30 protein-coding genes are annotated in these 26,772 nt (G+C 51.0%); 11 read left to right on the top strand and 19 right to left on the bottom strand.

The annotated features are described in order from the left end of the window. Positions 1–22 precede the first annotated feature (22 nt). The 8 genes from GQ52_RS13170 to guaB all read right to left on the bottom strand — a co-directional run bounded on the left by GQ52_RS13170 (position 23) and on the right by guaB (position 8,509). Positions 23–790, bottom strand: coding sequence for a response regulator (locus GQ52_RS13170; RefSeq protein ID WP_024929912.1), 768 nt, complete (start codon positions 788–790; stop codon positions 23–25). An 87-nt stretch (positions 791–877) separates the two neighbouring features. After that, positions 878–1,336, bottom strand: coding sequence for a Spy/CpxP family protein refolding chaperone (locus GQ52_RS13165; RefSeq protein ID WP_047518300.1), 459 nt, complete (start codon positions 1,334–1,336; stop codon positions 878–880). Positions 1,337–1,443: 107 nt separating this feature from the next. Continuing rightward, positions 1,444–3,039, bottom strand: coding sequence for an ABC-F family ATPase (locus GQ52_RS13160; RefSeq protein WP_019882028.1), 1,596 nt, complete (start codon positions 3,037–3,039; stop codon positions 1,444–1,446). A gap of 91 nt (positions 3,040–3,130) precedes the next feature. After that, complete coding sequence (locus GQ52_RS13155) at positions 3,131–3,733, bottom strand: nitroreductase family protein (protein ID WP_047518299.1); 603 nt, start codon at positions 3,731–3,733, stop codon at positions 3,131–3,133. Between the two features lie 9 nt (positions 3,734–3,742). After that, a complete protein-coding gene (locus tag GQ52_RS13150) occupies positions 3,743–4,243 on the bottom strand; it encodes a GreA/GreB family elongation factor (RefSeq protein ID WP_047518298.1) in 501 nt (166 codons plus the stop codon). A 33-nt stretch (positions 4,244–4,276) separates the two neighbouring features. Then, positions 4,277–5,296: a tryptophan--tRNA ligase gene (gene trpS, locus GQ52_RS13145; RefSeq protein WP_024929915.1), complete on the bottom strand. Its 1,020-nt coding sequence runs from the start codon at positions 5,294–5,296 to the stop codon at positions 4,277–4,279. Between the two features lie 44 nt (positions 5,297–5,340). Next, a complete protein-coding gene (guaA, locus tag GQ52_RS13140) occupies positions 5,341–6,948 on the bottom strand; it encodes a glutamine-hydrolyzing GMP synthase (RefSeq protein ID WP_047518296.1) in 1,608 nt (535 codons plus the stop codon). A 100-nt stretch (positions 6,949–7,048) separates the two neighbouring features. Continuing rightward, on the bottom strand, positions 7,049–8,509 hold the full coding sequence (guaB, locus tag GQ52_RS13135; protein ID WP_047518294.1) for an IMP dehydrogenase: 1,461 nt from the start codon (positions 8,507–8,509) through the stop codon (positions 7,049–7,051). A 141-nt stretch (positions 8,510–8,650) separates the two neighbouring features. Here guaB and GQ52_RS13130 point away from each other — a divergent pair, with 141 nt between their 5' ends. Then, positions 8,651–9,133 carry a DUF4124 domain-containing protein gene (locus GQ52_RS13130; protein WP_047518293.1) on the top strand — a complete coding sequence of 161 codons (483 nt, stop codon included), beginning with the start codon at positions 8,651–8,653 and terminating at the stop codon, positions 9,131–9,133. Between the two features lie 35 nt (positions 9,134–9,168). Here the strand turns inward: GQ52_RS13130 and GQ52_RS13125 are convergent, their stop codons facing one another. Together GQ52_RS13125 and GQ52_RS13120 are read right to left on the bottom strand one after the other, a co-directional pair. Next, complete coding sequence (locus tag GQ52_RS13125; RefSeq protein WP_047518291.1) at positions 9,169–9,471, bottom strand: RnfH family protein; 303 nt, start codon at positions 9,469–9,471, stop codon at positions 9,169–9,171. Between the two features lie 5 nt (positions 9,472–9,476). Continuing rightward, on the bottom strand, positions 9,477–9,911 hold the full coding sequence (locus GQ52_RS13120; protein ID WP_019882036.1) for a type II toxin-antitoxin system RatA family toxin: 435 nt from the start codon (positions 9,909–9,911) through the stop codon (positions 9,477–9,479). A gap of 92 nt (positions 9,912–10,003) precedes the next feature. On the opposite strand from GQ52_RS13120, the gene smpB reads away from it, so the two are divergent. The 3 genes from smpB (at position 10,004) to GQ52_RS13105 (ending at position 11,772) form a co-directional block, all read left to right on the top strand. Further along, on the top strand, positions 10,004–10,459 hold the full coding sequence (smpB, locus tag GQ52_RS13115; protein WP_047518289.1) for an SsrA-binding protein SmpB: 456 nt from the start codon (positions 10,004–10,006) through the stop codon (positions 10,457–10,459). A 313-nt stretch (positions 10,460–10,772) separates the two neighbouring features. After that, positions 10,773–10,973 carry a hypothetical protein gene (locus GQ52_RS13110; RefSeq protein WP_019882038.1) on the top strand — a complete coding sequence of 67 codons (201 nt, stop codon included), beginning with the start codon at positions 10,773–10,775 and terminating at the stop codon, positions 10,971–10,973. Positions 10,974–11,205: 232 nt separating this feature from the next. Beyond that, entirely contained in the window at positions 11,206–11,772 is a 567-nt protein-coding gene (locus tag GQ52_RS13105) for a PEP-CTERM sorting domain-containing protein (RefSeq protein WP_047518287.1), read from the top strand. A gap of 67 nt (positions 11,773–11,839) precedes the next feature. Here GQ52_RS13105 and GQ52_RS13100 read toward each other — a convergent pair whose 3' ends face one another. After that, on the bottom strand, positions 11,840–12,694 hold the full coding sequence (locus GQ52_RS13100; RefSeq protein WP_047518285.1) for an NAD(P)H-hydrate dehydratase: 855 nt from the start codon (positions 12,692–12,694) through the stop codon (positions 11,840–11,842). A gap of 131 nt (positions 12,695–12,825) precedes the next feature. Here GQ52_RS13100 and GQ52_RS13095 point away from each other — a divergent pair, with 131 nt between their 5' ends. From GQ52_RS13095 to ftsB, 4 genes are read left to right on the top strand one after another with little or no spacing between them, the layout of a single operon-like run. Next, the gene (locus GQ52_RS13095) at positions 12,826–14,460 is read left to right on the top strand and encodes a CTP synthase (RefSeq protein WP_047518284.1); all 1,635 of its coding nucleotides are present in this window, start codon (positions 12,826–12,828) and stop codon (positions 14,458–14,460) included. 9 nt (positions 14,461–14,469) lie between these two features. After that, a complete protein-coding gene (gene kdsA / locus GQ52_RS13090; protein WP_019882042.1) occupies positions 14,470–15,309 on the top strand; it encodes a 3-deoxy-8-phosphooctulonate synthase in 840 nt (279 codons plus the stop codon). Positions 15,310–15,339: 30 nt separating this feature from the next. Next, entirely contained in the window at positions 15,340–16,626 is a 1,287-nt protein-coding gene (gene eno, locus GQ52_RS13085) for a phosphopyruvate hydratase (protein WP_019882043.1), read from the top strand. A gap of 32 nt (positions 16,627–16,658) precedes the next feature. Then, on the top strand, positions 16,659–17,051 hold the full coding sequence (gene ftsB, locus GQ52_RS13080) for a cell division protein FtsB (RefSeq protein ID WP_047518282.1): 393 nt from the start codon (positions 16,659–16,661) through the stop codon (positions 17,049–17,051). A 39-nt stretch (positions 17,052–17,090) separates the two neighbouring features. Here the strand turns inward: ftsB and GQ52_RS13075 are convergent, their stop codons facing one another. After that, positions 17,091–18,092: a folate-binding protein YgfZ gene (locus GQ52_RS13075; protein ID WP_047518280.1), complete on the bottom strand. Its 1,002-nt coding sequence runs from the start codon at positions 18,090–18,092 to the stop codon at positions 17,091–17,093. Positions 18,093–18,233: 141 nt separating this feature from the next. Between GQ52_RS13075 and GQ52_RS13070 the strand changes: the two genes are divergently transcribed. Further along, positions 18,234–18,647, top strand: coding sequence for a hypothetical protein (locus tag GQ52_RS13070; protein WP_047518278.1), 414 nt, complete (start codon positions 18,234–18,236; stop codon positions 18,645–18,647). 21 nt (positions 18,648–18,668) lie between these two features. On the opposite strand, the gene GQ52_RS13065 is transcribed toward GQ52_RS13070, so the two are convergent. From GQ52_RS13065 to GQ52_RS13040, 6 genes are read right to left on the bottom strand one after another with little or no spacing between them, the layout of a single operon-like run. After that, positions 18,669–19,700, bottom strand: a complete 1,032-nt coding sequence (locus GQ52_RS13065; protein WP_047518276.1) for a VWA domain-containing protein — start codon at positions 19,698–19,700, stop codon at positions 18,669–18,671. A gap of 53 nt (positions 19,701–19,753) precedes the next feature. After that, positions 19,754–20,293: a hypothetical protein gene (locus tag GQ52_RS13060; RefSeq protein WP_047518274.1), complete on the bottom strand. Its 540-nt coding sequence runs from the start codon at positions 20,291–20,293 to the stop codon at positions 19,754–19,756. After that, the gene (locus GQ52_RS13055) at positions 20,278–21,264 is read right to left on the bottom strand and encodes a VWA domain-containing protein (protein WP_019882053.1); all 987 of its coding nucleotides are present in this window, start codon (positions 21,262–21,264) and stop codon (positions 20,278–20,280) included. Before GQ52_RS13055 ends, GQ52_RS13060 begins: the two co-directional genes overlap by 16 nt. Next, positions 21,264–22,244 carry a hypothetical protein gene (locus GQ52_RS13050; protein ID WP_047518272.1) on the bottom strand — a complete coding sequence of 327 codons (981 nt, stop codon included), beginning with the start codon at positions 22,242–22,244 and terminating at the stop codon, positions 21,264–21,266. Before GQ52_RS13050 ends, GQ52_RS13055 begins: the two co-directional genes overlap by 1 nt. A 12-nt stretch (positions 22,245–22,256) precedes the next feature. Continuing rightward, a complete protein-coding gene (locus GQ52_RS13045) occupies positions 22,257–23,114 on the bottom strand; it encodes a DUF58 domain-containing protein (RefSeq protein ID WP_019882056.1) in 858 nt (285 codons plus the stop codon). Between the two features lie 20 nt (positions 23,115–23,134). Further along, positions 23,135–24,151, bottom strand: a complete 1,017-nt coding sequence (locus GQ52_RS13040) for a MoxR family ATPase (RefSeq protein ID WP_019882057.1) — start codon at positions 24,149–24,151, stop codon at positions 23,135–23,137. Between the two features lie 267 nt (positions 24,152–24,418). On the opposite strand from GQ52_RS13040, the gene fabA reads away from it, so the two are divergent. Together fabA and fabB are read left to right on the top strand one after the other, a co-directional pair. Beyond that, on the top strand, positions 24,419–24,934 hold the full coding sequence (gene fabA, locus GQ52_RS13035; RefSeq protein WP_024929930.1) for a 3-hydroxyacyl-[acyl-carrier-protein] dehydratase FabA: 516 nt from the start codon (positions 24,419–24,421) through the stop codon (positions 24,932–24,934). Positions 24,935–24,970: 36 nt separating this feature from the next. Then, complete coding sequence (fabB, locus tag GQ52_RS13030) at positions 24,971–26,197, top strand: beta-ketoacyl-ACP synthase I (RefSeq protein ID WP_047518270.1); 1,227 nt, start codon at positions 24,971–24,973, stop codon at positions 26,195–26,197. A 71-nt stretch (positions 26,198–26,268) separates the two neighbouring features. Here fabB and GQ52_RS13025 read toward each other — a convergent pair whose 3' ends face one another. Continuing rightward, positions 26,269–26,766, bottom strand: coding sequence for a type II secretion system protein (locus GQ52_RS13025; protein WP_047518269.1), 498 nt, complete (start codon positions 26,764–26,766; stop codon positions 26,269–26,271). Between the last annotated feature and the right edge of the window lie 6 nt (positions 26,767–26,772).

The raw sequence follows: 26,772 nt of genomic DNA, 5'->3' as shown, positions 1-26,772 counted from the left end.
CTCTTTATAGTCAGGTGCTTTTTTATTTAAGATAACGGACGTCTGCGGTGAGCAGATAGCCTTCATTACGTAGCGTTTTGATCATGGATGGACTCTTAGTATCCACTTCAAGTTTCTGTCTTAATCTACTGATTTGTAAGTCTATTGATCTATCAAATGGGCCTGCTTCTCGGCCATGCATTTCTTCCATCAACTGATCGCGGCTCAAGGTGCGGTTGGCGTGCAGCAGCATAAAACGCAAGAACTTGAACTCGGCATTGGACAGCGGAATGCTGGTGTTGCTTTGGTCGATCAAGGTACGGTTCTGGATATCCAGTGTCCATTCGTTAAAGCCAATAAAGCGCAAAATACCGCTGTCAGCAGGTTCTTCATGATGCGCCTTGCCAGGGTTTTCTGCATGCATGCGCGAACGGCGGATGACGCTGCGGATACGTGATAACAGCTCCAGCGGTTCGAACGGTTTGGCCACGTAATCGTCAGCACCGGTTTCCAGGCCCATAATCGTATCCAGCGAACTGGTGCGCGCCGTCAGCATAATAATAGGTAGCAAGCGATATTTGGGCGATTCACGCAACTCACGACACAGCTCGATCCCGCTGCGTTGCGGCATATTGATATCGAGGATAATGACGTCTGGTAGTTGCCGCTCTAGCGCTTGCCACATTTGTGCGTGATTGGCTGCCTGATGGGTGATCAGTTGATTGTCTTGCAGAAAATCACACAGCAAATCACGAATCGCATCATCGTCATCTACTACCAGTACATGTGTGTCGGGATGGCCGTCAGTCATAAACAAAGTCTCGGGCTTACAAGATTGAATATTTGAGCACAAAAACCGGCCATTGTGGCCGGTTTTGCACATTAAATCAGGATGGTTTTATTTTTCATGACGTGGACCACCGTGATGTGGTCCTTCATGTTGAGGAAAGGCATTTTCATCAAATGCTTTCTTCTGCGCATCGTTCAATTGCGCATAAAAAGTACGCACTGCTTTAGCACGTTCAGCCTGACGCGTATCACGCTCTTTGTCCCAGGCTTCCATTTTATCCAGACGTTGCAGCGTATTGAGTTTGCTTAACTCGGCCACATCCGGATGCTCAGATTTGTCTTGTGGCTTGATTTGCGCCTGATAGTTTTTCCAGGCGTTTTCCTGGACACTGGTCAGTTGCAAAATGGTGTGCAATTTTTCCTGGTGCTTTTCAAAATGCTCCAGGCGGTGTTCCTGCCAGTTGGTTTTGTCAAATTTACCTTTGTCGCAACCATGGCCGGGTTCGGCAAAGGCGGTGCCGCACACCAAAACCAGAAGACCTGCGAATGCCAGTTTTTTCAGTTTCATGATGTATCCTTTAATCATTATTGCGAAATTGCAATGTTGACATTAAAACACCCGAATGTATCGGGTGTTTGTCTGATGAAACTGGCTATGTAACAGAGTGTATCTGCTTATTCGATGCCCTGGCTGGCGAGGTAATCCTCATAGTTGCCAGTAAAGTCGACAATGCCGTTAGCTTTGATTTCGATAATACGGGTGGCAATCGAGCTGACGAATTCACGGTCATGGCTGACAAAGAATAAGGTACCTTTGTATTTATCCAGCGCAGTGTTCAGCGCTTCGATCGATTCCATGTCCATGTGGTTGGTTGGCTCATCCATGAGTAACACATTGGTTTTTGCCAGCATCAGTTTGCCATACAGCATGCGGCCTTTTTCACCACCTGAGAGCACTTTGACTGATTTTCTGGTCGCTTCGGTCGGGAACAGTAAACGGCCGAGCATACTACGTACGGTGTTGTCATCATCGCCTTGTTGGCGCTGCGCGGTCATCCATTCAAACAGGTCTTCGCCTTTTTCGAATTCGTATTCATGGTCTTGCGCAAAGTAGCCCAGCTTGGCTTTTTCTGCCCATTTGACTTCACCGTGTTTAGGTGCGAGATCACCGGCCAGGCAGCGCAGGAACGTGGTTTTACCGATACCGTTTTCACCAATAATGGCAACTTTTTCACCGGCTTCAAACATCAGTTCTATATCGTTGAATAAGGTCTTGTCAAAGCCATGGCTGAGTTTTTTGAGTTCCACGGCATTGCGGTGCAATTTTTCTCTATCGTCAAATTCAAAGCGGATAAACGGATATTGGCGACTGGAAGGCTTGAATTCTTCCACCTTGATTTTATCAATCTGCTTGGCACGGCTGGTCGCTTGTTTGGCTTTAGAAGCGTTAGCCGAGAAGCGGCGCACAAAGTCCTGCAAGTCGGCAATTTGCTGTTTGGCTTTGGCGTTGTCTTTGGCTTGCTGGTTACGTGCGGCAATGCTGGCTTCCATGTAATCATCGTAGTTGCCAGGATAAGAGGTGATCTTGCCGTAGTCCATATCACAAGTATGCGTACATACCTGGTTTAAGAAATGGCGGTCATGCGAAATGATGACCATGGTGCAGTCACGATTATTGACCACGTCTTCCAGCCAGCGGATGGTGTTGATATCCAGGTTGTTGGTCGGTTCATCCAGCAGTAATACGTCTGGATTGGCAAACAGGGCTTGTACCAGCAATACACGTAGCTTCCAGCCTGGTGCAACTGCACTCATCGGACCGGTATGTTGTTCCAGCGGAATACCTACACCCAGCAGCAATTCGCCCGCACGCGCTTCGGCGGTATAACCGTCATACTCGGCAAATACGCCTTCCAGCTCAGCCGCACGCATATAGTCGTCTTCCGTGGCTTCGAGGTTGGCATAAATGGCGTCACGTTCCTGCATGGCCTTCCACATTTGTTCGTGGCCCATCATCACTACGTCCAGCACGCGCTGATCTTCGTAGGCAAACTGGTCCTGTTTCAAGAACGCCATGCGCTCATTGGGGTCCAGGCTGACGTTGCCGCTGGTTGGCTCCAGCACGCCGGCCAGAATTTTCATGAAGGTAGATTTACCGCAGCCGTTGGCGCCAATCAGGCCATAACGATTACCGTCGCCAAATTTGACAGAGACATTTTCAAACAGCGGCTTGGAGCCAAACTGCATGGTGATATTGTTTGCAATTAACATGAACAACTTTCAAAAAGTTTTGCCGCGGTTGAATGCGGATAAATAAATGCTTCAAAAATACAGGGCACGCAAACTGCGGCGTGCCGGTGGTTTAAAAGGTGTTGTAGATGACGACTTCATCCATAGGCAACTGGCCACCACGTGCTTTGGCTTCTTCCATCGCTTTGCCGACGACGACAAACATCACTGGCACATGGTCGGCAGGCAGATTGATGAGCTTTGCCACAGCGTCAAAATCGAAGCCATCCATGGGGCAGGTGTCATAGCCCATTTCCTTGGCTGCCAGCATCAGCGTCATGGCGGCCATACCGCCTGAGCGCATGCCTTCATCACGTTCTGCCTGCGTGTGATCGGTGTAATAGTCGTGAATCGCCTTCACCAGGTAGTCGCTCACTTGTTGCGGCGCATTGACCCAATAGCGCGCCGGGTCTTTCGCCCAGGCTTTGAGGTCTGCCGTCAGGACAACCAGCAACGAGGCATCAGTCACTTGTGCCTGGTTCCAGCTCACCGCGCGGATTTGATGACGTAACACCGGATCAGTCACCACCACAAACCGCCAGTGCTGAATGTTGAAAGCAGTCGGCGACAGCATGGCCAGCGAGAACAGTTGCTGGATTTCAGCGTCTGTCATGCGATGGGTAGGATCATAAGCTTTGATCGAGCGACGTTCCTGGATGGCTTGTGATACGTTCATGATGTGTGTTTATTCATACTCAATAGTTAAAATATCCAGCTGCAAAGGGCCGGCCGGACGTTGCCAAACGGTGCTGTCACCAGCTTTACGACCCAGCAGTGCTTTGGATACTGGCGACACGTAACTGACTTTTTGCCGCGCAATATCTGCCTCATCTTCGCCGACGATCTGGAAAACGGATTGTTCGCCGGTTTCATCTTCTACCAGCACTTTGGCACCAAATAATACGGTGTGCCGTGGTTGCTGCGCGGGATCTACCAATTGCGCAGATTCCAGTCTGGCGACAAAGTAGCGCAGATCGCGGTCAATTTCAGCCAGCTTTTGCTGGGCGCTTGGGTCTTCTTTGCGGGCAACATATTGGTTGCGTGCTGTTTCCAGTGTTTTGACGGTGTGCTGTAATGTTTGCAAACCTTCTGGCGTGACATAGTTAGCATGCGGACTCAGCGGACGCTCCGGTAAATCCGTCCCCGCCAGTTCCAGATCATCTTCTTTGACAAAACCGCGACTCATGCTGTGTGTTGTATCGCCTAAAAGTTGCAACGCTTAGAAGTACGTCAGCCCCAGCGCAGCCCGCACTTCACTCATGGTGTTTGCCGCGACTTCGCGTGCCTGTTCTGTGCCTTCACGCAGCAATTGCAAAATATAGCCCTTGTCGTTTGCCAGTTCGGCGCGACGGCTGCGAATCGGTTCCAGCATTTCCTGCAACACGGCTTCGAGGCGTTTTTTAACGATGCTGTCCGCTAGGCCGCCACGTGTATAGTGTGCTTTGAGCTCAGCGACGGCGGCTTTGTCAGTATCAAACGCATCCAGGTAGGTGAAAGCGATATTGCCTTCAACGTGGCCTGGGTCTTCAATCTTCAAATGCAGCGGGTCCGTGTAAACGCGCTTGACGGCCTTGGTCACTTCGTCAGCCGTTGCGCCGAGGTTAATCACGTTACCCAGTGATTTGCTCATTTTGGCTTTGCCATCAATGCCAGGCAAGCGGCCCAGTTCTGGCACCAGCGCTTTGGTTTCAACCAGAATTTCCTGTTTGGTACTGGCGTTTTTATAGGTGCGGTTAAAGCGGCGCACGATTTCGTTGGTTTGCTCAATCATCGGAATCTGGTCTTCACCCACCGGCACCAGCGTGGCTTTAAATGCGGTAATGTCCGCGGCCTGGCTGACAGGGTAGGTGAGGAAACCCGCCGGAATATCACGTTCAAAATCACGCAGGCGAATTTCTTCTTTCACAGTCGGGTTACGTTCCAGGCGCGCTACTGTGACTAAGTTCAGGTAATAAAACGCCAGCTCAGTCAGTTCAGGCACCTGTGACTGGATAAAAATGGTCGACAGCTTAGGATCTATGCCGACGGCCAGGTAATCCAGCGCCACTTCCACCACATTGCGGTGCACTTTATCGATATCATCCATATTGTCGGTCAGCGCTTGCGCGTCGGCCAGCATCACATATTGCTTGTATTCATGCTGGTATTTGACGCGGTTACGCAAGCTGCCAACAAAATGCCCCAGGTGCAACGGGCCAGTCGGGCGATCGCCAGTCAGGATAATGGATTGTGTGCTCATCGTATTGTGCTCTAATCGGTCTGAGATTGGTTAGTGAATGAAGGTTATTCCCACTCGATGGTGGCAGGCGGTTTGCCGGAAATGTCGTACACCACGCGGTTAATGCCGCGCACTTCGTTAATGATGCGGTTGGAGACTTTGCCCAGCAAGCTATACGGCAACTCTGCCCAGTGCGCGGTCATAAAGTCGCTGGTGACGACAGCACGCAATGCAACCACATAGTCATAGGTGCGGCCATCGCCCATCACGCCGACTGACTTCACCGGCAAAAACACGGTAAATGCCTGGCTGGTGAGGTCGTACCAGGTTTTACCTGTGGCAGCGTCTACGGTGTTGCGCAGCTCTTCAATAAAGATAGCATCTGCGCGTTGCAGCAATAAGGCAAACTCACTTTTCACTTCACCTAAAATACGTACACCCAGGCCCGGGCCTGGGAACGGGTGGCGATAGACCATGTCGCGCGGCAAGCCGAGTGCGACGCCGAGTTCGCGTACTTCGTCCTTAAACAGATCGCGCAATGGCTCCAGCAGTTTCAGGCCCAATTGTTCAGGCAAGCCACCGACGTTGTGGTGGCTCTTGATGGTGACCGCTTTTTTAGACTTAGCGCCACCGGATTCAATCACATCCGGGTAAATCGTGCCTTGCGCCAGGAAAGTCGCGCCTTTGTGGCCAGCGCCGCTGGCTTTCAGCTTGGCCGCTTCAGCTTTAAATACTTCCACAAACTCGGCACCGATGATTTTACGTTTGGCTTCCGGGTCACTGACGCCAGCCAGTTTGCCCATAAATTGCTCAGTGGCGTCCACGCGGATCACATTGGCATGCAGGCGGCCAGCGAACATTTCCATCACCATATCGCCTTCATTCAGGCGTAACAGGCCGTGGTCAACAAACACGCAGGTCAGCTGGTCACCAATCGCGCGATGAATCAAGGCGGCCGCGACGGATGAATCGACGCCGCCGGACAAGCCTAAAATGACTTCTTCGTCGCCAACCTGGGCTTTGATCTTGGCCACTGCTTCGCTGATGTAGTCACCCATGATCCAGTCTGGCTTCGCCGCACAGATATCCAATACAAAGCGTTCCAGCATGGCCTGGCCTTGCTTGGTGTGCGTGACTTCAGGGTGGAACTGTACGGCGTAGAATCTGCGATCTTCATCGGCCATGGCGGCAATCGGCGTCGTGTCGTTGCTGGCGATGACTTTAAAGCCTGTTGGCAGCTCGGTGACTTTGTCACCGTGGCTCATCCAGACGTCAATCAGGCCATGACCTTCAGCGTTGGTGGCGTCCTGGATATCGCGGAACAGGGCAGAGTGGCCGCGTGCGCGCACCTGCGCATAGCCAAACTCACGCTTGGTGCCTGCTTCTACCTTGCCACCCAGTTGTTGTGCCATGGTTTGCATGCCGTAGCAAATGCCCATCACCGGCACGCCCAGTTCAAATACCGCTTGCGGTGCCTTGTCGGTTTCTTCTTCATACACGCTGGCATGGCTGCCGCTGAGGATAATGCCGTCGGCATCGAAGTTTTTGACAAACTCGTCAGACACATCGCAAGGGTGGATTTCGCAATACACATGCGCTTCACGCACGCGGCGGGCGATGAGCTGGGTAACTTGTGAACCGAAGTCTAGAATGAGGATTTTTGAGTGAGACATTTTTTTAGCCACAGAGTGCACAGAGGACACAGAGGGTTGAGAGATGAATCTCTGCGTCCTCTGTGTCCTCTGTGGCTGGTTTAATAATGGTCAGTGAGACTTAATCTACGCGATAGTTAGGTGCTTCTTTAGTAATCTGTACATCATGCACATGCGATTCACGCATACCGGCACTGGTGATTTGTACAAACTCGGCTTTATTGCGCATGTCTTCAATGGTGGCACAACCGACATAACCCATGGAGGCACGCAAACCACCCATCAACTGGTGTACCACGGCCAACACGCTGCCTTTATAAGGTACACGGCCTTCAATACCTTCTGGCACCAGTTTGTCTGCGTTCGCGGTGTTGTCCTGGAAGTAGCGGTCAGAAGAGCCTTTTTGCATGGCGCCGATAGAACCCATACCGCGGTAAGACTTGTAAGAACGGCCCTGGAACAGTTCGACTTCACCCGGCGCTTCTTCGGTACCGGCAAACATGCCGCCCAGCATGACGCTGTATGCGCCGGCTGCGATGGCTTTTGAAATATCACCAGAGAAACGAATGCCGCCGTCAGCGATAAATGGCACGCCGGATTTTTCCAGTGCTTTAGCCACGTTGCTGATGGCCGTAATTTGTGGCACACCGACACCAGCGACAATACGGGTAGTACAGATAGAGCCTGGGCCAATGCCGACTTTCACGCAGTCAGCACCGTGGTCTACCAAAGCCAGTGCGGCTTCAGCGGTGGCAATGTTGCCACCAATGACTTGTAGTTTTGGATATTTGGTTTTCGCCCATTGCACGCGGTCCAGCACGCCTTGCGAGTGGCCATGTGCGGTGTCGACGACAATGGCGTCTACGCCAGCTTCAACCAACGCATCAATCCGCTCGTCAGTGCCTTCGCCCACGCCCACCGCTGCGGCGACGCGCAAACGGCCTTTTTCATCTTTACAAGCTAAGGGGTGATCGTGCGATTTTTGAATATCCTTGACGGTGATCAGGCCTTTGAGTTCGTAGTTTTGACCGACGACCAGCAGGCGCTCCAGGCGGTGCTTGTGCAGCAGGCCCATGATTTCTTCACGGCTGGCGCCTTCTGGCACCGTGACCAAACGGTCTTGCGGTGTCATGACATTGCTGACGGCTTGATCCAGGTTGGTTTCAAAGCGCAGGTCACGGTTGGTGACAATGCCGACGACTTTGCCATCTTGCAAGACTGGCAGGCCGGAGATTTTTTGTTGTTTGGTGATGTCCATCACTTCACGCACGCTCATGGCGGGGTGGATGGTCACCGGGTCAATCACGACCCCAGATTCGAAACGTTTTACGCGGGAGACACGGGAAGCCTGCATCTCAATCGTCATGTTTTTGTGAATGATGCCCATGCCGCCCAGTTGTGCCAGCGCAATTGCCATGCGTGCTTCGGTAACAGTATCCATCGCAGCAGATAACAGCGGGATATTTAAAGTGATGCTTTTGGTCAGCTTGGTACTTAGGTTGACCTCGCGAGGCATGACATTCGAATGGGCTGGAACGAGTAAAACGTCATCAAAGGTCAGGGCTTGTTGCAACAAACGCATGTGAATTCCTTATCTCCAAAATATAATTATACCGATTTCGTTTTGCCTTGACAAAGCGTTTTGCATTTTTTGCCGGGATGCTGGTAGTGTTTGGCATGGTTTGTGCATGGATGTTTTTTAATTAAGAGCAGGGCGTGAGTGATGAAGATGATCTTGAAACTGATTTTGGCGGGATGTCTGCTGTGCAGCTTGCAAGCAGGGGCTGAAATCTATAAATGGCGCGATGAAAAAGGCGTGATGAATTATTCTGATGTGCCACCACAGGCAGGGGCCAATAGTACGCAAAAAATCAAGGCCGCCACGGTGCCTAATGATATTCCGCTGACGCGCTCGGATGCTTATCAGCGCGAAGAAGGCGCGTCCAACAGCAAAAGATCACCTGATAACCGTGAGGCTGCCGGAAATGGGCAGTCAGCCGAAGCTGAGGCGCTTAAAGCCATGCAAGAGCGCTTGAAGGCACAGAACTGTGCTGCCGCAAGGTCTAACTACCGTAACTATGCCGTTGGCGGCCGCATGCAAAATGTCAATGAAAATGGCCAGAAAGAGTATCTGACGGATGATCAAATCAGAGAAGGCCAGGCCAGGGCGCAGCAGGAAATTGACGAAAATTGTCCAGTTGAGTAACCAAAAGCGTTCGCTTTTATTCAAAGCTGGCGTTTTTACTTCCCATTTTTGGCAGCTGCGCGTTGCCTGCGCGCTTCTTTAGGATTCGCCAGCAATGGCCGGTAAATCTCTACCCGGTCCATGGCTTTCAGTATCGTCCCGTGTTTCGTCTTCTTGCCAAAAATCCCCAGCACTAAGTGATCCAGCGAAATATCAGGGTATTGTTGTGCAATGCCTGATTGGATGACGGCTTCCAGTGCAGTCGTGCCCGGGCTCACTGTCAATGCAATAATCGTTTGCGCCTGTGGTAAGGCGTAGGCAACTTCCACAGTCATCATCTCGGCTTGCGTGTTTGGCATTCGTGCTATTTCAAATGCAGTTTGTCGGCCTGTTTGACAAAGCTATCCACAAAGGTATTGGCAATGTGGCTAAATACCGGCGCGATAATGCGTTCGACCAGGCTGTTGGCAAACACATATTCCAGTTTGAATTCAATTTTGCAGGCATCTTCCCGCAGGGCGATAAAGTGCCAGTGGCCGGTGAGGTGCTTGAACGGGCCATCGACCAGGGTGATATCCATATGATGCGGCGCTTGTTTGTGGTTGCGCGTAGTGAAGTGTTGCTGAATGCCATGGTAGCGAATATGAATCGTCGCTTGCGTCACCAGCTCTGTGCGCTCTATGAGTTCACTGCCGCCACACCAGGGCAAAAATTGCGGATAATCCTCCACCGCATCCACCAATTGAAACATGGCGGCACAAGAGTGCATGACTAAAACGGTTTTTTCTACTTGCGCCATTGAGTTAAGCCATTTCAGCGATGGTTCCAGAACGGAATTGGGTTTTGAGTTAAAATGCTATTTTAAGTGATTTAAGTCTGCACACCAGCGTTATGAGCATCGCGCAAAACAAAAAAGCGTTTTTTGATTACTTTATCGAAGAAAAATACGAAGCCGGCCTTGTGCTTGAAGGCTGGGAAGTCAAAGCTATACGCGATAACCGTACCAACCTCAAAGAGGCTTACGTGGTGGTCATGCGCGGCGAATTATATCTGATTGGCTGCCATGTGACGCCGCTGGGTGCTGCCTCCACCCATATCCGTCCTGATGCTATCCGTACACGTAAATTGTTGTTGCACCGCGAAGAAATTGACAAGCTGATTGGTAAAGTCGAGCGCGCCGGTTACACCATTGTGCCGCTGGACATGCACTTTACACGTGGCCGCATCAAGATCCAGATTGGCCTGGCCAAGGGTAAAAAGCAACACGACAAGCGCGATACTGAAAAAGAACGTGACTGGAAGCGTGAGCAGAATCAGCTGTTAAAAAACAAGCAACGCAATCGTTAAATCCAGGTCAGTCTCTGTTACTCGCACCATCATTCATGGTGCGTTTTCATTTTATTCTCTACGGACTTTTCCCTGCACTTGTCCGTTCGTGCTGATGCGTGCGTTTTCAACTTTTTTGTATTTGCTCTCCATCCATTTTCAATGAATGGAATTTTTCACTTGCAAACTTAAATGTTAATTTTTATTAATAAAAGTTGTTTTAATGTAATTAAATTGTGTTAATCTAAATTGGTTGGTGCCGCTTTGAGTGGAGGAGATTCACTTGTTTTAAGGCCCAACTATTTTCATTAACAATTTAAATAAGGAAGAAGTTATGCGTGAATTAACAATGACTGAAGTTGAAGTGGTTTCTGGTGGTTTTTCCATTATTCCTGAGTATCCAACATCCTTGGGTCTGGTAGGCGGTATCGCTACTATCCTGACTGGCGCTGGTTACATCATTGCCGTTGCCGGTACTAACCTGGCACTGGGCTTGAACGAAGCATTGGGCATTGCGACACCACGTCCATTCTAAATTTAAGCTGTAAAAGAGAGCGCCATTGCATCTGATGTAATGGCGCTTTTTTTATTGCTGTGAGTGTGCTTCAGAATTGCTGGTAAATGCGTTGCGTTTGTGCGCTGCGGTAGGGTTTTTGCGATAGTGCTTTAGGGCCATTGCCCTTTAAATATCCTCCACTATAATTCGCAAATCGTTATCACGGTAACGATTAATTCAAATAAAAAACTTGCATGAGAGGAACGCTCACGTGGCTATCAATAAAACAATCAAAACGCTTTTTCTAGGCTTGAGCCTCAGCCTGGCCAGCCTCGGTACGCAGGCCGCAGTGATGACCGTCAACTTTAACTACACTGGTTCGACCTTGTTTAACCTGGCAGGTAACTTTAGCTACGATGCGGCTACGGCCGGTACCATGGTGGATAAGACTGAGTTACTCAGTTTTAAGTATGATGTGTTTGCCAAAGCGGATCCTGCGACGCCGCTTTTCGGTTATGTGCTGTCTGATTTGCAATCGAGGGTCGACTTCATTTTTAACTTTGATACCGTCAATCAACAGTTGACCAATACCCGTGCAGCACCTCAGCGCTGGCAGATCGGTTCTTTTGGCTTTGCGACAAACGCGGGGCGGGACAACAGCCTGGTCGGGCAGGCGACTATTAGGGATGGTACCGACATAGATACGGTAGTTGCTGCAAATTTTGCATCTGCGATGAAATATCATGTGACTACCGTGCCCGAGCCTGAAAGTAGTGGCCTGATACTGGTGGGCCTGGGCTTGATGGGTGCCGTGCTGCGCCGTCGCCAGCTGGTTTAATCACCCGGCGTGACGGCAATCTAAAAAACCTCACCGCGGTGAGGTTTTTTGTTGGCAACATTAAAGACTAATTGGCTGCAGGCGTGGCCATGGCACTGCGTAGTGCAGCCGGAATGAGATCCGGCAGATCATCAGCAATTAAGCCTACACCAAACAGGCTGGCTGCTGCGCCATGTAGCCAGGTGGCAGCGGCACAGGCTTCAAAGGCGGGCATGCTTTGCGCCAGCAGGCTCGTGATCATGCCTGCCAGCACATCCCCTGCGCCAGCGGTGGCCAGGGTGGCTGGGGCGTTGTCATTGACGATTAGCCTGCCATCCGGGTTGGCAATAATCGTGTGGGCGCCTTTGAGGAGCACGATGGCCTGGCTGAGTCGGGCGGCTTCGTGTGCTTGTTTGAGGCGGGTGAGTAGTGATTCATCTGGCCGTTGGCCAAATAGTCGCGCGAATTCACCATCATGCGGAGTCAGCACGCAAGTAGATTGGATGTTATTTTTGAGTAGATCAACCTGGCCATTGAGGCCGCTAATAGCATCTGCATCTATCACTACCGGTTTGCCACTGGCCAGCATGTTGAGGGTTGTTGCCAGTGTTTGTTCGCTTACGCCAGCACCGGGGCCAATCAGGCAGGCGCTGACGCGCTGGTCTGCAATCAGCGCGTAGAGTTCATCTGGCTGGGTGTAGGGTTTCACCATAATGCTAAGGCATTGGCTGGCATATATAGGCAAGGCGCTGTCGGGCACGGCAATGGCGGTCATACCTGCGCCTGCGCGTGCTGCAGCCAGTGCGGCCAGCCTGGCTGCACCCGTGACTGGATAACCGCCTTGAATCAGGACATAGCCGCGATTGTATTTGTGGCTACGGGCATCCGGCTGGGGGAGTAAGTGTTGCCAATGTGCTGGCGTGTTGAGTAGAGGGTCGGGCATGGATGAATTGTATGCTTGTGATGTCAGATTGGCGAGCCCACGCAAGATTTTATCCCTCGTGTTCATTGTCGGCGAAGGGGCTTTACGGTAAAATGTTCTCCCGTCTGTAACAATCTCTAAGTACCTTATCCATGACCAAATATGTATTCGTAACCGGCGGTGTTGTTTCTTCTCTTGGAAAAGGTATCGCAGCCGCCAGTCTTGGCGCGATTCTCGAGTCCCGTGGCATTAAAGTCACCATGTTGAAACTCGACCCCTATATTAACGTCGACCCCGGCACCATGTCACCGTTCCAGCACGGTGAAGTGTTTGTCACCGACGATGGCGCCGAAACCGACCTTGACCTTGGCCATTACGAGCGCTTTATCAGCAGCAAGATGTCCAAGCGCAATAACTTCACGACCGGCCAGATTTACGAAACCGTGATCAAAAAAGAGCGTCGCGGTGAATATCTGGGTAAAACCGTGCAGGTGATCCCGCATATTACCGATGAAATCAAGGCACACGTCAAACGTGGTGCCGAAGGCGCAGATGTAGCGATTGTTGAAGTCGGCGGCACGGTAGGTGATATTGAGTCATTACCGTTTCTGGAAGCCATCCGCCAGATGGGCTTTGAAGAAGGCCGAAATAACGCCTGCTATGTACATCTCACCCTGTTACCATGGATTCCGACCGCTGGCGAGTTGAAAACCAAGCCGACGCAGCACTCGGTCAAAGAGTTGCGCGAGATTGGTATCCAGCCAGACATCCTGTTGTGTCGTGCCGAGCGTGAAATCCCGGAAGATGAAAAACGCAAGATTGCCTTATTCACCAACGTGCCTTTTGAGGCTGTGATTAGCGCCATCGATAGCGATTCTATTTACAAGATTCCAGGCTTGCTGCATGAGCAAATGATGGATGAAATCGTCTGCCATAAACTGAATATTCTGGCCAAAGCGGCCGATTTGTCTGCCTGGCAAAAAATTACCCACGCGCAGGCCAATCCAAAAGAAATCGTTGATATTGCCTTTGTTGGTAAATATGTTGACCTGACCGAGTCTTACAAGTCACTGACTGAAGCCCTGATCCATGCCGGTATCCATACCGAGTCCAAAGTCAAAATTCATTATATTGATAGTGAAGATATTGAAAAGAATGGTACCAATGGCCTGAATGGTATGGATGCGATTCTGATTCCTGGTGGCTTTGGCGTGCGCGGGACCGAAGGCAAGATTGCTGCGATTCGTTATGCACGTGAAAGCAAAGTGCCTTACCTGGGGATTTGCCTGGGCATGCAACTGGCTGTGATTGAATATGCGCGCAATGTGGCTGGGCTGAAAGATGCTAACAGTACCGAGTTCAACCCGAAAACTGAGCACAAGCTCATTGGCCTGATTGATGAGTGGCAAGATGCTTCCGGCAAGATCGAGAAACGTGACGAGCATTCTGACCTCGGCGGCACCATGCGTTTAGGCGCTCAAAGCTGTCCTATCGTGCCCAATACCCTGGCAGCCAGCATTTATGGCAATGAAGTGAATGAGCGTCATCGTCACCGTTATGAAGTCAATAACCATTATGTGGAGCAATTGAAAGCCGCTGGTTTGGTGATTTCTGCACGTACGCCGCGTGAAGAACTGTGTGAAATGATTGAGCTGCCGCAAACAGAACATCCATGGTTTGTGGCTTGCCAGTTCCACCCGGAATTTACCTCTAACCCACGTAGCGGCCATCCATTATTTAAAGCCTATGTGCAGGCAGCCCTGGCGCAAAAAGCGACTAAAAAGTAAGGAATTCTCATGAAGTTATGTGGTTTTGACGTTGGCATTGAACATCCGCTATTTTTAATCGCGGGTCCTTGCGTCATTGAGTCTAAACAAATGGCGATTGATACCGCTGGCCAGTTAAAAGAAATGGCCGCGCGTATTGGCGTGCCGTTTATTTACAAATCGTCTTACGATAAAGCCAACCGTAGCTCCACCAAAACCTTTAGAGGGTTTGGCTTGGAAGAGGGCCTGAAGATTCTGGACGAAGTGCGTGCCCAGATCGGCGTGCCGATTTTGACCGATGTGCATACTGAAGAACAGGTGCCGCATGTGGCAGCAGTGGTCGATGTGTTACAAACACCGGCTTTTCTGTGCCGCCAGACCGACTTTATCGTGGCTTGTGCCCAGTCCGGCAAACCGGTGAATATCAAAAAAGGCCAGTTTTTGGCGCCTGGTGATATGAAACAGGTGGTTAACAAGGCGAAAGAAGCCAACGGCGGTATCGACAATATTATGGTCTGCGAGCGCGGCGCTTCTTTTGGCTATAACACGCTGGTGTCTGATATGCGCGGTCTGGCCATTATGCGTGAAACCCATTGCCCGGTGGTGTTTGATGCCACACACTCGGTACAGCAACCTGGTGGGCAAGGCGATAAGAGCGGCGGTCAACGTGAGTTTGTGCCGGTGCTGGCACGCGCGGCGGTGGCTAGCGGGATCGCCGGTGTGTTTATGGAAACGCATCCCGATCCAAGCAAAGCCTTGTCAGACGGCCCGAACGCCTGGCCTTTGGGCAAAATGGAAGATTTGTTGCATCTGCTGGTCGATCTCGACAGACTGGTGAAAAAAGCCGGTTTCGCAGAACAAACCCTATAATTTTTTGACATCTTAAGATAAGGATAAATCATGAGCGCTATTGTAGATATTATCGCCCGCGAAATTATGGATTCACGTGGCAACCCGACCGTTGAAGTCGATGTCTTGCTGGAAAGTGGTGTCATTGGCCGTGCTGCAGTACCTTCAGGTGCTTCTACTGGGGCCAAGGAAGCCATGGAGCTGCGTGATGGTGACAAGAGCCGTTACCTGGGCAAAGGCGTGTTGAATGCGATTGAAAACGTTAACACCGAAATCACTGAAGCGATTATCGGCCTGGACGCTGAAGAGCAAAGCTTTATCGACAAAACCCTGATTGAGCTGGATGGTACTGACAACAAGGACCGCTTGGGCGCGAATGCTATTTTGGGCGTGTCTATGGCCTGTGCACGTGCGGCGGCTGAAGAAAGCGGTTTGCCTTTGTATCGCTACCTGGGCGGCTCAGCATTCATGCAATTGCCAACCCCAATGATGAACATCATTAATGGTGGTGCGCATGCAGATAACTCCGTGGATATTCAAGAGTTCATGATTGTGCCAGCCGGTTTGCCAACCTTCCGCGAGGCTTTGCGCGCGGGTGCGGAAGTGTTCCATGCCCTGAAGAAAACATTGCATGCCAAAGGTCTGGCAACCACAGTAGGTGACGAAGGTGGTTTTGCACCTAACCTGCCATCCAACGAATCTGCCTTACAATTGATCATGGAATCAATCGAGGCAGCAGGTTACGAGCCAGGTAAAGACATCTACCTGGGCCTGGATTGCGCCAGTACCGAGTTTTACAAAGATGGTAAATATCATCTGGAGTCAGAAGGTGCTGCACTGACTTCTGCGCAATTCTGCGACTACCTGGCGACCTTGGCAGGCAAATATCCTATCATCACCATTGAAGATGGTATGGACGAGTTTGACTGGGATGGCTGGGATCTGCTGACGCAGCGCCTGGGTAAAACCACGCAGCTGGTGGGCGACGACCTGTTCGTCACCAACCCGAAAATCTTGCGTGAAGGCATCCAGAAAGGCGTGGCCAACTCTGTGCTGATCAAAGTGAACCAGATTGGTACTTTGACCGAGACTTTCCAGACTATCGAGATGGCTAAACGTGCCAACTACACGGCGGTGGTTTCACACCGCTCCGGTGAAACTGAAGATACCACCATTGCGGATATCTCTGTGGCTACCAATGCGTTGCAGATCAAAACCGGTTCCCTGTGCCGCTCAGAGCGCGTGGCCAAGTACAACCAGTTGCTGCGTATTGAAGAAGAATTGGGCGATGCCACTAGCTACGCAGGTTTGTCTGCGTTCTACCAGTTGTTCAAGTAAGCTGAGTGAAGTCAGGTCACTGATAGGTCAACGTGCGTAAACTGACGGTCGTATTGGTGGTCCTGATTGTCCTGCTGCAATATCCATTGTGGCTGGGCAAAGGCAGCTGGTTGCGTGTCTGGCAGTATTCGCAGCAGATTGAGGCGCATGAAAAACGCAACGAATATTATCGGCAGCGTAACGACACTTTGCGTGAAGAAGTACGCGACCTGAAGCAAGGTCAATCAGCGATTGAAGAGCGTGCGCGTAGCGAGCTGGGACTGGTCAAGCAGGATGAAGTATTTTTCCAGGTGATCCAGAATAAGCAGCCCGTGACGAACAAACCAAGCTCACCACTGGAAGCGAAGCCAACGGCGGAAAAGCAACTAGAGGCTAAACCGCTGGATGTGAAGCCAGTAGATGCCGATGTAAAACCTGACCAATAAAAAAGGCGCCTAGGGCGCCTTTTTTATTGCTGAAACTTGTTACGGCAGGACATAAGGTAATGCTTTAAAGTCTAGCGTCTGGCCTTGCCAGTTGATGGCACCAGCTTCTTTGGCTTCCAGTCGGCATTCGGCCAATACCCACCAGCCATTGTTGGCCGTTGGTGCTACGCGTACCAGTTGCCCGGCTTCCTGCTGCTGGGCATCATGTAATACATCACCAGCGTGTGGCACTTGCCCGCCAGTGAGTTGTGCCAGTAGTGTGCGACGTTTGACCTTGCCCAGATAGTGCGTGCGCGCTACGATTTCCTGGCCGGTATAGCAGCCCTTTTTAAAGTTGATGCCATTGAGCGCATCCAGATTCACCATTTGCGGCACAAATTGCTCTTTGGTTGCTGCATACACTTGTGGAATACCTGCCTGGATTTCCAGCGCTTCCCACTGCGAGGTGCTGCTTGGTGTGAAGGTGGCAGACAGTGATTGCCAACTGGTTGGTGCCTGCTCGCCAGCAACGACTAATAAAGCACGTTGTTGCGCGCCTGCATCGGCCAGACGTATCAGCGTGCCGTGAGGCGTCTGCGCTTGTTGGTATGGCGTGACAGGTAACGTTTCAATGGTTGCCGCCAGTGTGTCACTGGCCAGTCCTAAAGCCACGAGTCGCTCACTGGCATCCTCCACCAGCACTTTGCTACGCAGCACGTACATGCGCAAGCGTTTGACCAAATCAGGGATCAAGTCACGCGGGCATTGCAGGTAAATGACGTCATCTATCGTGAAACTGAAGAACAGTGCCAGTAAACGGCCTTTAGGCGTGCAGTAACCATTGAATTGCGCGCCTTGGGCGAGCAGTTTAATATCGTTAGTCACTTGCCCTTGCAAAAAGGTCTGACTGTCTGCGCCACTGATGGCAATCAGCCCATGGCTGGAAAGGTCAAACAATTGTGCATTGGCTGCCGTGGCTGGGAATGTGGCTTCACCCAGTGCATTGAATTGTGCGCCTTGTGAGGTCAAAAAAGATTGCCAGGCGTTTGCTGGGCTGGACATAAAAAGCGGTTCCTTCCGGGGCGGGACAAGCTTGTATGGGCTGCCCGTATGATTGCGATGAAAAAAGCTATTCTATCAAGTGAAATCGGTCTGCGTCTCAGACCCTCTAAATTTTTATGGGGGTGGGGATGGCTTTTTTCAATGCTGGTGGTGTTTAGCCTTGTCTATAGCCTGCCATTGCTATGGGCTGCGCTGGCTATATTGGCCTATATATTGGTATGTGTTTGGCAATGGACACAATTACCCGCCACGCGTTGGCCATGGAGCGTGCAGTCATTAAGAGTCGATGTGTTTGGACAGATGACTTTAACTGATAAGCGCGGCCAGACCTGGTCGTTTGCCGTGTTGCCTGACTCGGTGGTACATCCGGCTTGTATCGTTTTACATCTCACAGCCTTAGTGCCACAAGAGGACGAGCTTAACTTGGTTAAAACACCTTCAGCGCTGATGACGCGCTTGCTTAGGCCTAATCGTTTGTTAATCCTGCCCGATCAGGCAGACACGCAAGCTTTGCAGGCCTTGCGTGTCTGGTTAAAGTGGGGTTTACGCGAATAATCGCTAGGTTAATTGAGCGAATTATTGAAAGTGATTGTCGTGCGCCACAGATTCTGCGCGTACCGAGAATTTTGAGCGAATCTGGTTGTGGTATAGATGCAGGTTCTGTTTGATTTGACGCCATGGGTGGCGACTGGCATAGGTGCCCAATATACATAGCCCTGCCAGTATGGCAAACAGCCAGCTGAGCGGTAGCGGGGCAATATCGTGGCGGGCAGGTTTCTGCGCCTTCATGGCTTGTAGCACGTTGTATGTGCTGTCGCCTTTGATATATTTTGCCCCAATCTCTTTGGTCAGGCTTTCCAGATATTCTGTCGACAATTTCGAAATGAATCTGTCGTTATCCCCATAGGCAATATTGTCATCGCGCACACCCAAGGTGCTTTCTGAAATCTGGGCAATGCCGGGCTGCATGGCAAAGCTCTCGTTAGACCAGTAACCAATCACCTGATTCTCCGGGCTGAGTTTTGGAATGGCCACGCCTTCTTCTGAGCCAATGCCGACAAACAACCACTCATCACCGCCCTGAAACTCTTCCAGGTTTTTGGTATTAAACGCGTGCAATTTTGGCGCTTCTTCGCCGTCAGTAAAATACAGCACTTGCGCGGGCTCAGGCATAGCGCGTACCACTTTGGCCGTCACAAACAGGCTCTCGCGTACGCGGCTATTGCCCGACCAGGCCATACGCCAGTCCAGGTGTGCAATCGTATCCTGAATGGCGGCAAAGTTACTGCATACCTCAATCGGTGAGTACATGGCGGCTACCGAGTTGCCGGCGAACATGCCGATACTGACTTTGGTGCCACAGGGCAGGGAGGCGACGACTTCATGCATCATATTCTGCATATAGGCCATGCGCGTGACCTTTTTGCCGTTGAGTGTCATGTCTTCAGCATTCATGCTTTGCGAAATATCTGCGATCAAAAAGTAAGCGTAGATATTATGCTTGAACGGGATACTGGGCCGCAGAATGGCGCCCAGCAAGCATAGCAGGGCCAGTCCGAGCAGGGCGGTGTCACGGTGCTTGATAAAGTGTCTTAGCCAGATCTTCATGGAGTGCCAGTCAATAATATTCAGTCAAATGATTCACGTATTACACACACTTGTTATGGCAAGCCGTTAGGGATATTGCCCATGATCAGCCCCGGGTTGTCTGATTCGCCGACGCCCGGTGTTGGTTTTTCAGGTAGCAGGCCCAGTACGCGATCAAAGTTACGGCGCGTCCCCCAATTGCTGTTATCTGCCTTGAGGGCCGTTTTGTAAGAGGTAGCTGCTTGCGACAGCAGGTATTCGAGTTCGTCACGCGTGCTGTTGTCGTTACCGCCCGTCAGCTGGATCGCGCGCAAAAAGAACATATTGCCTACATTGTGCAAAATGGCCGCGCGCTGGCTGGCATTGGCCTGGTCTATCAGCTTGGTAAACAGCAAGGTAGACTCTTTATAGCGCTCGTTTTTGCCCAGCCAATAGGCCACGGCAAATTTTGCCTCAAAACTTTGTTGGTCGGTTTGTGGGCTTTTGGCGGATGCCACTGCTTCATTAAAGGCTTCTACTTGCTGTATGCGTTGCCAGCTATAAGCCATAGTGGCGAGAGATGCGACTGCCACGACCAGCAGGCCGGTTACCAGTTTATTTACGCTGAGCGCCATGTGTGTATCTCCAGATATTTAACAGCCAGCAGGAAGGCAATCATGACAAATGCAATCCAGTAACACACATTGGTGTAATCATGGCCAGGGATCTTTTCCAGGTATTGAATCGGTTTTTTCTCTTTGCTGTTAATGTCGGCAATGGCGGCTTCGAGTGATTTTGGATCCGCCGCTTCATAAGCACTAAACGGGGTGCGCAACGTCTGAAAAAACTGATATAGCAACACTTCACTCGGCATAGGGCCGGCGTAGCTACTTTCAGCGTATTTGGGGTCAAAGATGGTGACGCCGCCAGGCTGGCGCAGCACAATCCAGTACAGGCCGATGTTGTAGCGTTGCAGCCAGTCACGCAGTTTTTGCTGCACCATATCGCTGACACGGCCAGCACCATCCGAAATCAGGATAATCACACGTGAACCGGAGTCCGGCACATCTTTAAATAATTCAACCGCGCTGGTTAAGCCGCCACCAATATTGGTTTGAAACAGGGAGTTGCCAGCCGTGGCCTGAATGGCGGATAGCATGGCTTCTTTGTTTTCGGTCAATGGCAACACGTACATGGCTGAGTTGCTGAATGTAATCAGCCCCATCATGTCGTTGTTACGGTGTTGTAAAAACTGGGTCATGATGCGCGCCGCGGCCACAGACTTGGTTTCGCCGACATGGCCATCTTTGTCGCCCGCAAACGGGTCGTCCATACTGGCGCTGCGGTCCAGTACCAGGCCGATCTGTGCACCGATACCGGTACGCTCGATTTGCTGTTCCAGGCTATGTGGTCCGGCCAGGCCCAAAATGATAAAGACGATACTGAGCACCGCAAGCACTTTGAGCAAAAAACCGATCATGCTGGACAGCGGATCCGGTGGCAGCAAACCTATCCATGAATAATGCTTGCTGTGCGCACGCTCCAGCAATAGCGGCAGCAGCGCCAATGGCAGCGCCCATAACAGCCAGGGATGTGTGAATGCCATTATGTTTGCACCTCTGGGCGTAAGCCGCGCTCGCAGTCACGCATGTGGCGACAGAATTTTTTCAGCCATTGTTTGGGCGGCATGCCTAAGTCCAGCGGCGTTTTGGCATCGAAAAACACCTGGCGCGACAGAGCAAAAAAGCGTTCGATTTCTGGTTTAGCGACAGCGAAAGCAGGTTTTTCTTGCAGCAGTCGCTCAACGCCATTCCCAAACACGCTATGGCCTGCCACTTGATGCAAGGCTTCATGCACAGTTGAAATGGCCTGCTGTAAACCTTGTGCATCTTCAGGCAGCTTGCCGATTTTGCGGTAAGCCTTGGCAAAAGCACCTCCCATATAGGGCAACCAGGTGCGCGCACCCAATATATATAGCAAGGCCAATAGGCTGGCCGCCAACACGCCTGTGGCGATTTTCAGGGCTAATTGCTCTTTGTCTGCATGCAGTTTCAGCGGTGCGACATAGGGGCTCATTTCATTTTTGAGGTTCACTTCGCCATACACCGAAAGCGGTGAGGTGCGGAAGTTAAACGACGGCATGCGGAATTGTTTGATGTCTTTGCTGCCTTGCTGACGCAGTTTGACAATCTCGCCTCTTAAAATGGCGGGTTTGGCGACGCGGCCGCTTTTAAACACCTGGTATTCAAGGTGGATGGTATACACGGATTGCTTGCTTTCATGCCGCTCTTTTACGTCAATCGCGGTTAACTCAATGCCCGATACCTGGCCGCGGTATCTGTGTTCGTAACCGACAATCGGCAACGACTCCTTAATCAACTCATAAGGTTGTTTAACGCTGAGTATCATGGTGCGCTGCAGTTTGTCGCCCACCACATAACCGGCATCACGGCTGGGGTTGATTTCCTTGACGCTGACAAACTTGCTGTCTACCGAAGGCAGAACCACATCGGCGGAGGTGCTCAAGTTAGTGCAGAGCAAGGTCGATGCGAGAAATAATGACAATAAATGGTTGCGCGCTTTCATCGGTCGCTTTCCTTAGGCAGGCACATATTGGTGAAAGTAATCGGTGAGCAGGTCTGCATCAAACGTGTCTTCCACAAAAAATGGCTGCATATCAAATCTCATAAAAATATCTTCAATCGCCCGGCGTCTCGCAGCAAATGCTTCCAGTATGCGTTCACGATAGGAAGCACGCAGAAACAAGGTGCGGCGCTCGCCGGTTTCCGGGTCGTTGATACTGGTAATGCCAAATTCCGGCAACTGTTTGTATTCAGTGCTATTCCACAGAATGACAGGCACAATATGGTGGCGCAGCATCAGTAATAGCGCCTCTTCCAGTTGCTCCAGTGGCATATGAAAGTCGGATACCAGGAAGATCAACGCTCGCTCGCGTGGCAGCAGGCGTACGCTTTCAAGCAAGGCACCGGCACCGACTTCATTCGGCAGATGGTTTTCCAGGCGGTCCGCCAGGTCGAACATGGTATGAGGACGCAACGAGAGCGTGCTCAGCCATTCGTCATGTACATCATCATCAAAGCCGATAAATCCAACCGGATCCGTATTGCGGCTGGCGGATTGTGCCACCGAACGCGTGATATGGGCGGCGGTGACCAACTTTGTGTGCGGTGTACCATATTGCATAGAGCCTGACATATCGCACATCACAAACACCGGCGTGGCACTTTTCTGGTTGAAAATACGCACATAGACCTGTTCCATCGGGTCACGGATGGTCTGGCGAATATCGATCCGGCGCGGGTCAGGGTATGACAGCAACGTGGTGTGACCACGAAACTCCATGCCCATGCCGCGCTGATTGCTTTTATGGCGGCCTGGACGACGCGAGCGGGAACGCCAGCCAATGTGGTAGCTGAATTCCTTAATGGTTTCCATAACGTTCCAGCAACAAAAACTTAAGGCGCGGCGACGGCATTGGTAATGCCAGTCAGCAATTCGCGTGCGATTTCGGTACGACGCATTTCGTAGACCGGACTAAATACCAGGCGGTGTGCGATTGTTTCGTGGAACACGGCGTGAATGTCTTCTGGCACCACGGCCTGGCGATTATTGAGCCAGGCGTTGACACGGGCGGCGCGCAGCAACATGCCCATGCCACGCGGGCTGGCGCCACTCAGTACCAGGCGTTTCATATCGACATTGGATACTTTGACGCCATAAGCCACCGGGTCTTTAGTCGCCAGCCACAAGTCCAGCGCATATTTACGCAGGGCAGGGCTGGCCTGGATATTTTCCTGGATGACCTTGGCAAAGCTATTCAATTGGTCAAATTTGAGGACATCGGCGGGCACATTGGAAATCAACTGGTCCACATCATGAAAGCGCGTATCAAAAATCAATGATTCCATAATGTCATGCGCAGGCGGCACCACAATCGGAATTTCCATCATGAAGCGGTCACGCGCTGCAGACGGGATATCAAAGGTTTCTTCACGCTCCACCTGATTGCGGTCAGCAAATACCAGCATGTGCGGGAAGTAGTGTTCTTTATTAAAGGCAGTCAACGTGCGCTCTGCCATCACGCGCAGCATCAGCGAGTGTACCTGCGGGCGGGCACGGTTGATTTCGTTAAAAAAGAAAATCGATAAATCCTGGCCAGACATTAATAATGGGCCCGGACTCACATGCGGTTTGCCATCTTCCCCGAGATAGGTGTGATACACCAGGTCATTCGGCATCAGGTCAATCGTACCTTCAATCCGCTGGTAACCGCCGCCAATGCCGCGCGTAAAGGCGCGCAGCAAAGTGGTTTTACCCACGCCGACATCGCCTTCAAGCAACACATGGCCGCGTGCAAATACGGCAGTGGTGATCAGGCGTACTGGATTTTCCTGACCGACGACGACTTTGTTAACTTCCGACTCTAATGTGAGCGCATGGGTACGCCAATCGTTTAGTTGTTGATCTTGCATGCCTGATTTCCTGATAAGGTTGAATGTATAGATTGCGCTGAATTGTAACTAATTTGTAATTGAAAACGGCTTGATGATGCGAAATTATCCTTTAAAGCCTGACAGGCTGGTCATTATCAAGTTGTAAAATTCAGTAACAATTTAGTGAATACTACCTATATTCTTCTAAAAAGTATACAGGTCGGTATAGTTATTGGATGACAAAAAGCTTTCACTAAACGCAATTTCCGGCGAAAATATTGTTTTATACTAAAAATCTAAAAATACATGACTAGAAAAAGTAGTTTCAGCAAAGAGGATTTGTTGGCGTGCGGCCGCGGCGAAATGTTCGGCGAAGGTAACGCACAATTGCCATTACCACCAATGCTGATGTTTGACCGTATCGTAAAGATTTCTGACGAGGGTGGGAAATACGGCCAGGGCGAAATTATTGCAGAGCTCGATATTCGTCCTGATTTGTGGTTTTTTGAATGCCATTTTACCGGTGACCCGGTGATGCCTGGCTGTTTGGGCCTGGATGCCATGTGGCAACTGGTTGGCTTCTTCCTGGGCTGGAAAGGCGGTCCTGGCCGCGGCCGTGCCCTGGGTTCTGGTGAAGTGAAGTTTACCGGCCAGGTATTGCCATCAGCCAAGCTGGTACGCTACCACATTGATTTAAAACGTGTGATCATGCGCAAGCTGGTGATGGGTATTGCCGATGCACGTATGGAAGTGGATGGCCGCGAGATTTATAATGCCAGTGATTTGCGTGTCGGTTTGTTTACCAGCACGGACAATTTCTAGTCGTCTTTACAGTTTTTGAAGTGAATGGGAGGCGCAATGCGTCGCGTAGTGATTACAGGATTTGGTATCGTATCAAGTCTTGGTAATAACAAACAGGAAGTACTGGATAGCCTCAAAGCAGGCCGTTCCGGTATTACTTATCAACCTGAATATGCCGAGCGCGGTTTGCGTTCGCATGTGGCAGGCTCGATCAAAAATCTGGATGTTGAAGCCTTGATTGATCGCAAGCTATTGCGTTTTATGGCCAAGGGTCATGCTTACGCCTGGCTGGCGATGCAGGAAGCGATTGCTGATGCAAACCTGCCGGAAGAGCTGGTTTCAAATGTACGTACCGGTCTGATCGTCGGTGCAGGTGGTACGTCTACTGAAAGTATGCTGGACGGCACCAATACGCTGGCAGAAAAAGGCATTCGTCGTGTTGGCCCTTATATGGTGACTAAAACCATGAGCAGCGGAATTGCCGCTTGCCTGGCGACGGGCGCTAAAATCAAGGGTGTGAATTACGGTATCAGTTCTGCCTGTTCAACCAGTGCGCACTGTATTGGCGCGGGTGTTGAGCAAATTCAACTGGGCAAACAGGATATCGTGTTTGCTGGCGGTGGTGAAGAAGAACACTGGACCATGAGCTATCTGTTTGATGCCATGGGTGCATTGTCGAGTAAATATAACGAAACGCCTGAAAAAGCATCGCGTACCTACGATGCCGATCGTGATGGTTTTGTGATTTCTGGCGGCGGCGGTATCGTTATACTGGAAGAGTATGAGCACGCCAAAGCACGTGGCGCACAGATCTATGCCGAAGTGATTGGTTATGGTGCAACCTCAGACGGTTACGATATGGTGGCACCAAGTGGTGAAGGCGCTGTGCGCTGCATGCAACAGGCATTGCAGGGCATTAATCCTGAAGAGATTGATTACATCAATACGCATGGCACCAGCACGCCGGTGGGCGACACCAAGGAGCTGGAAGCGATTCGTGCGGTGTTTGGTGATAACAGCAAGACAGCAATTGCCTCAACAAAATCCTTATCCGGCCACGCTTTAGGCGCAGCTGGCGTGAATGAGGCCATTTATACCTTGCTGATGATGCAACACGGTTTTATTGCGGCGTCTGCCAATATTGAAACGCTGGATCCGGCAGCAGAAGGCTTGAATATCGTGCGTAGCCCGATTGCTTCGGCGCGGATTCAAACTGCATTGTCTAACAGTTTTGGTTTTGGCGGCACCAATGCCACACTGACTTTATCGACCAAAAATCTGTAAAGTCTCTGCAAGCATTGAACAGGCAGTGTGTTGATAAAACACGCTGCCTTTCTTTTTGTAGGCTTGGTTCGTTAACAGCCAGTGCTGTCTATGGAGACACTTAGACCGGCCGTGTTGGCTGACCCTGTGGAAATAATGTATTCCAGTTTGCAGTGATTGCTATCCCTGGCGCCTTGCAGGGTGTAGGTGGCGCGATTGGTATCAGACAGCGCTGCTTGCACCGAGAATTTGCCAGCATCCACCAGTTGAGACAAGCTGCCAACGCCATCTTCATTGCCCAGCCAGCCGACCGGGTAGCCGTGACTAAAATAGATCGTATTGCCTGCGATGACGGCCGATGGTGTAGTCTGGTTGCCGTCACATTGCGGGTCTGACATGCACACACCCTTGGCCATCGTCGCGACCGACAGCACAGTGGCTTTGAACGATTGCAAGGCTGCCAGCCTGGCTTGTGTATCAATCTGCGAGATGCGTGCATAGGCAGTCACCGCTAGCGCTGATAGAATCAGCATGACGACGATCATTTCGATCAGCGTAAAACCAGATTGGGTGTGTGAAATTTTTTTCATTGCACG

It is taken from the genome of Methylophilus sp. Q8 (genome assembly GCF_000800115.1).
GTDB lineage: Bacteria > Pseudomonadota > Gammaproteobacteria > Burkholderiales > Methylophilaceae > Methylophilus.
The sequence above is the reverse complement of the archived record's forward strand: the minus strand, read 5'-3'. Positions and strand labels throughout refer to the sequence as shown.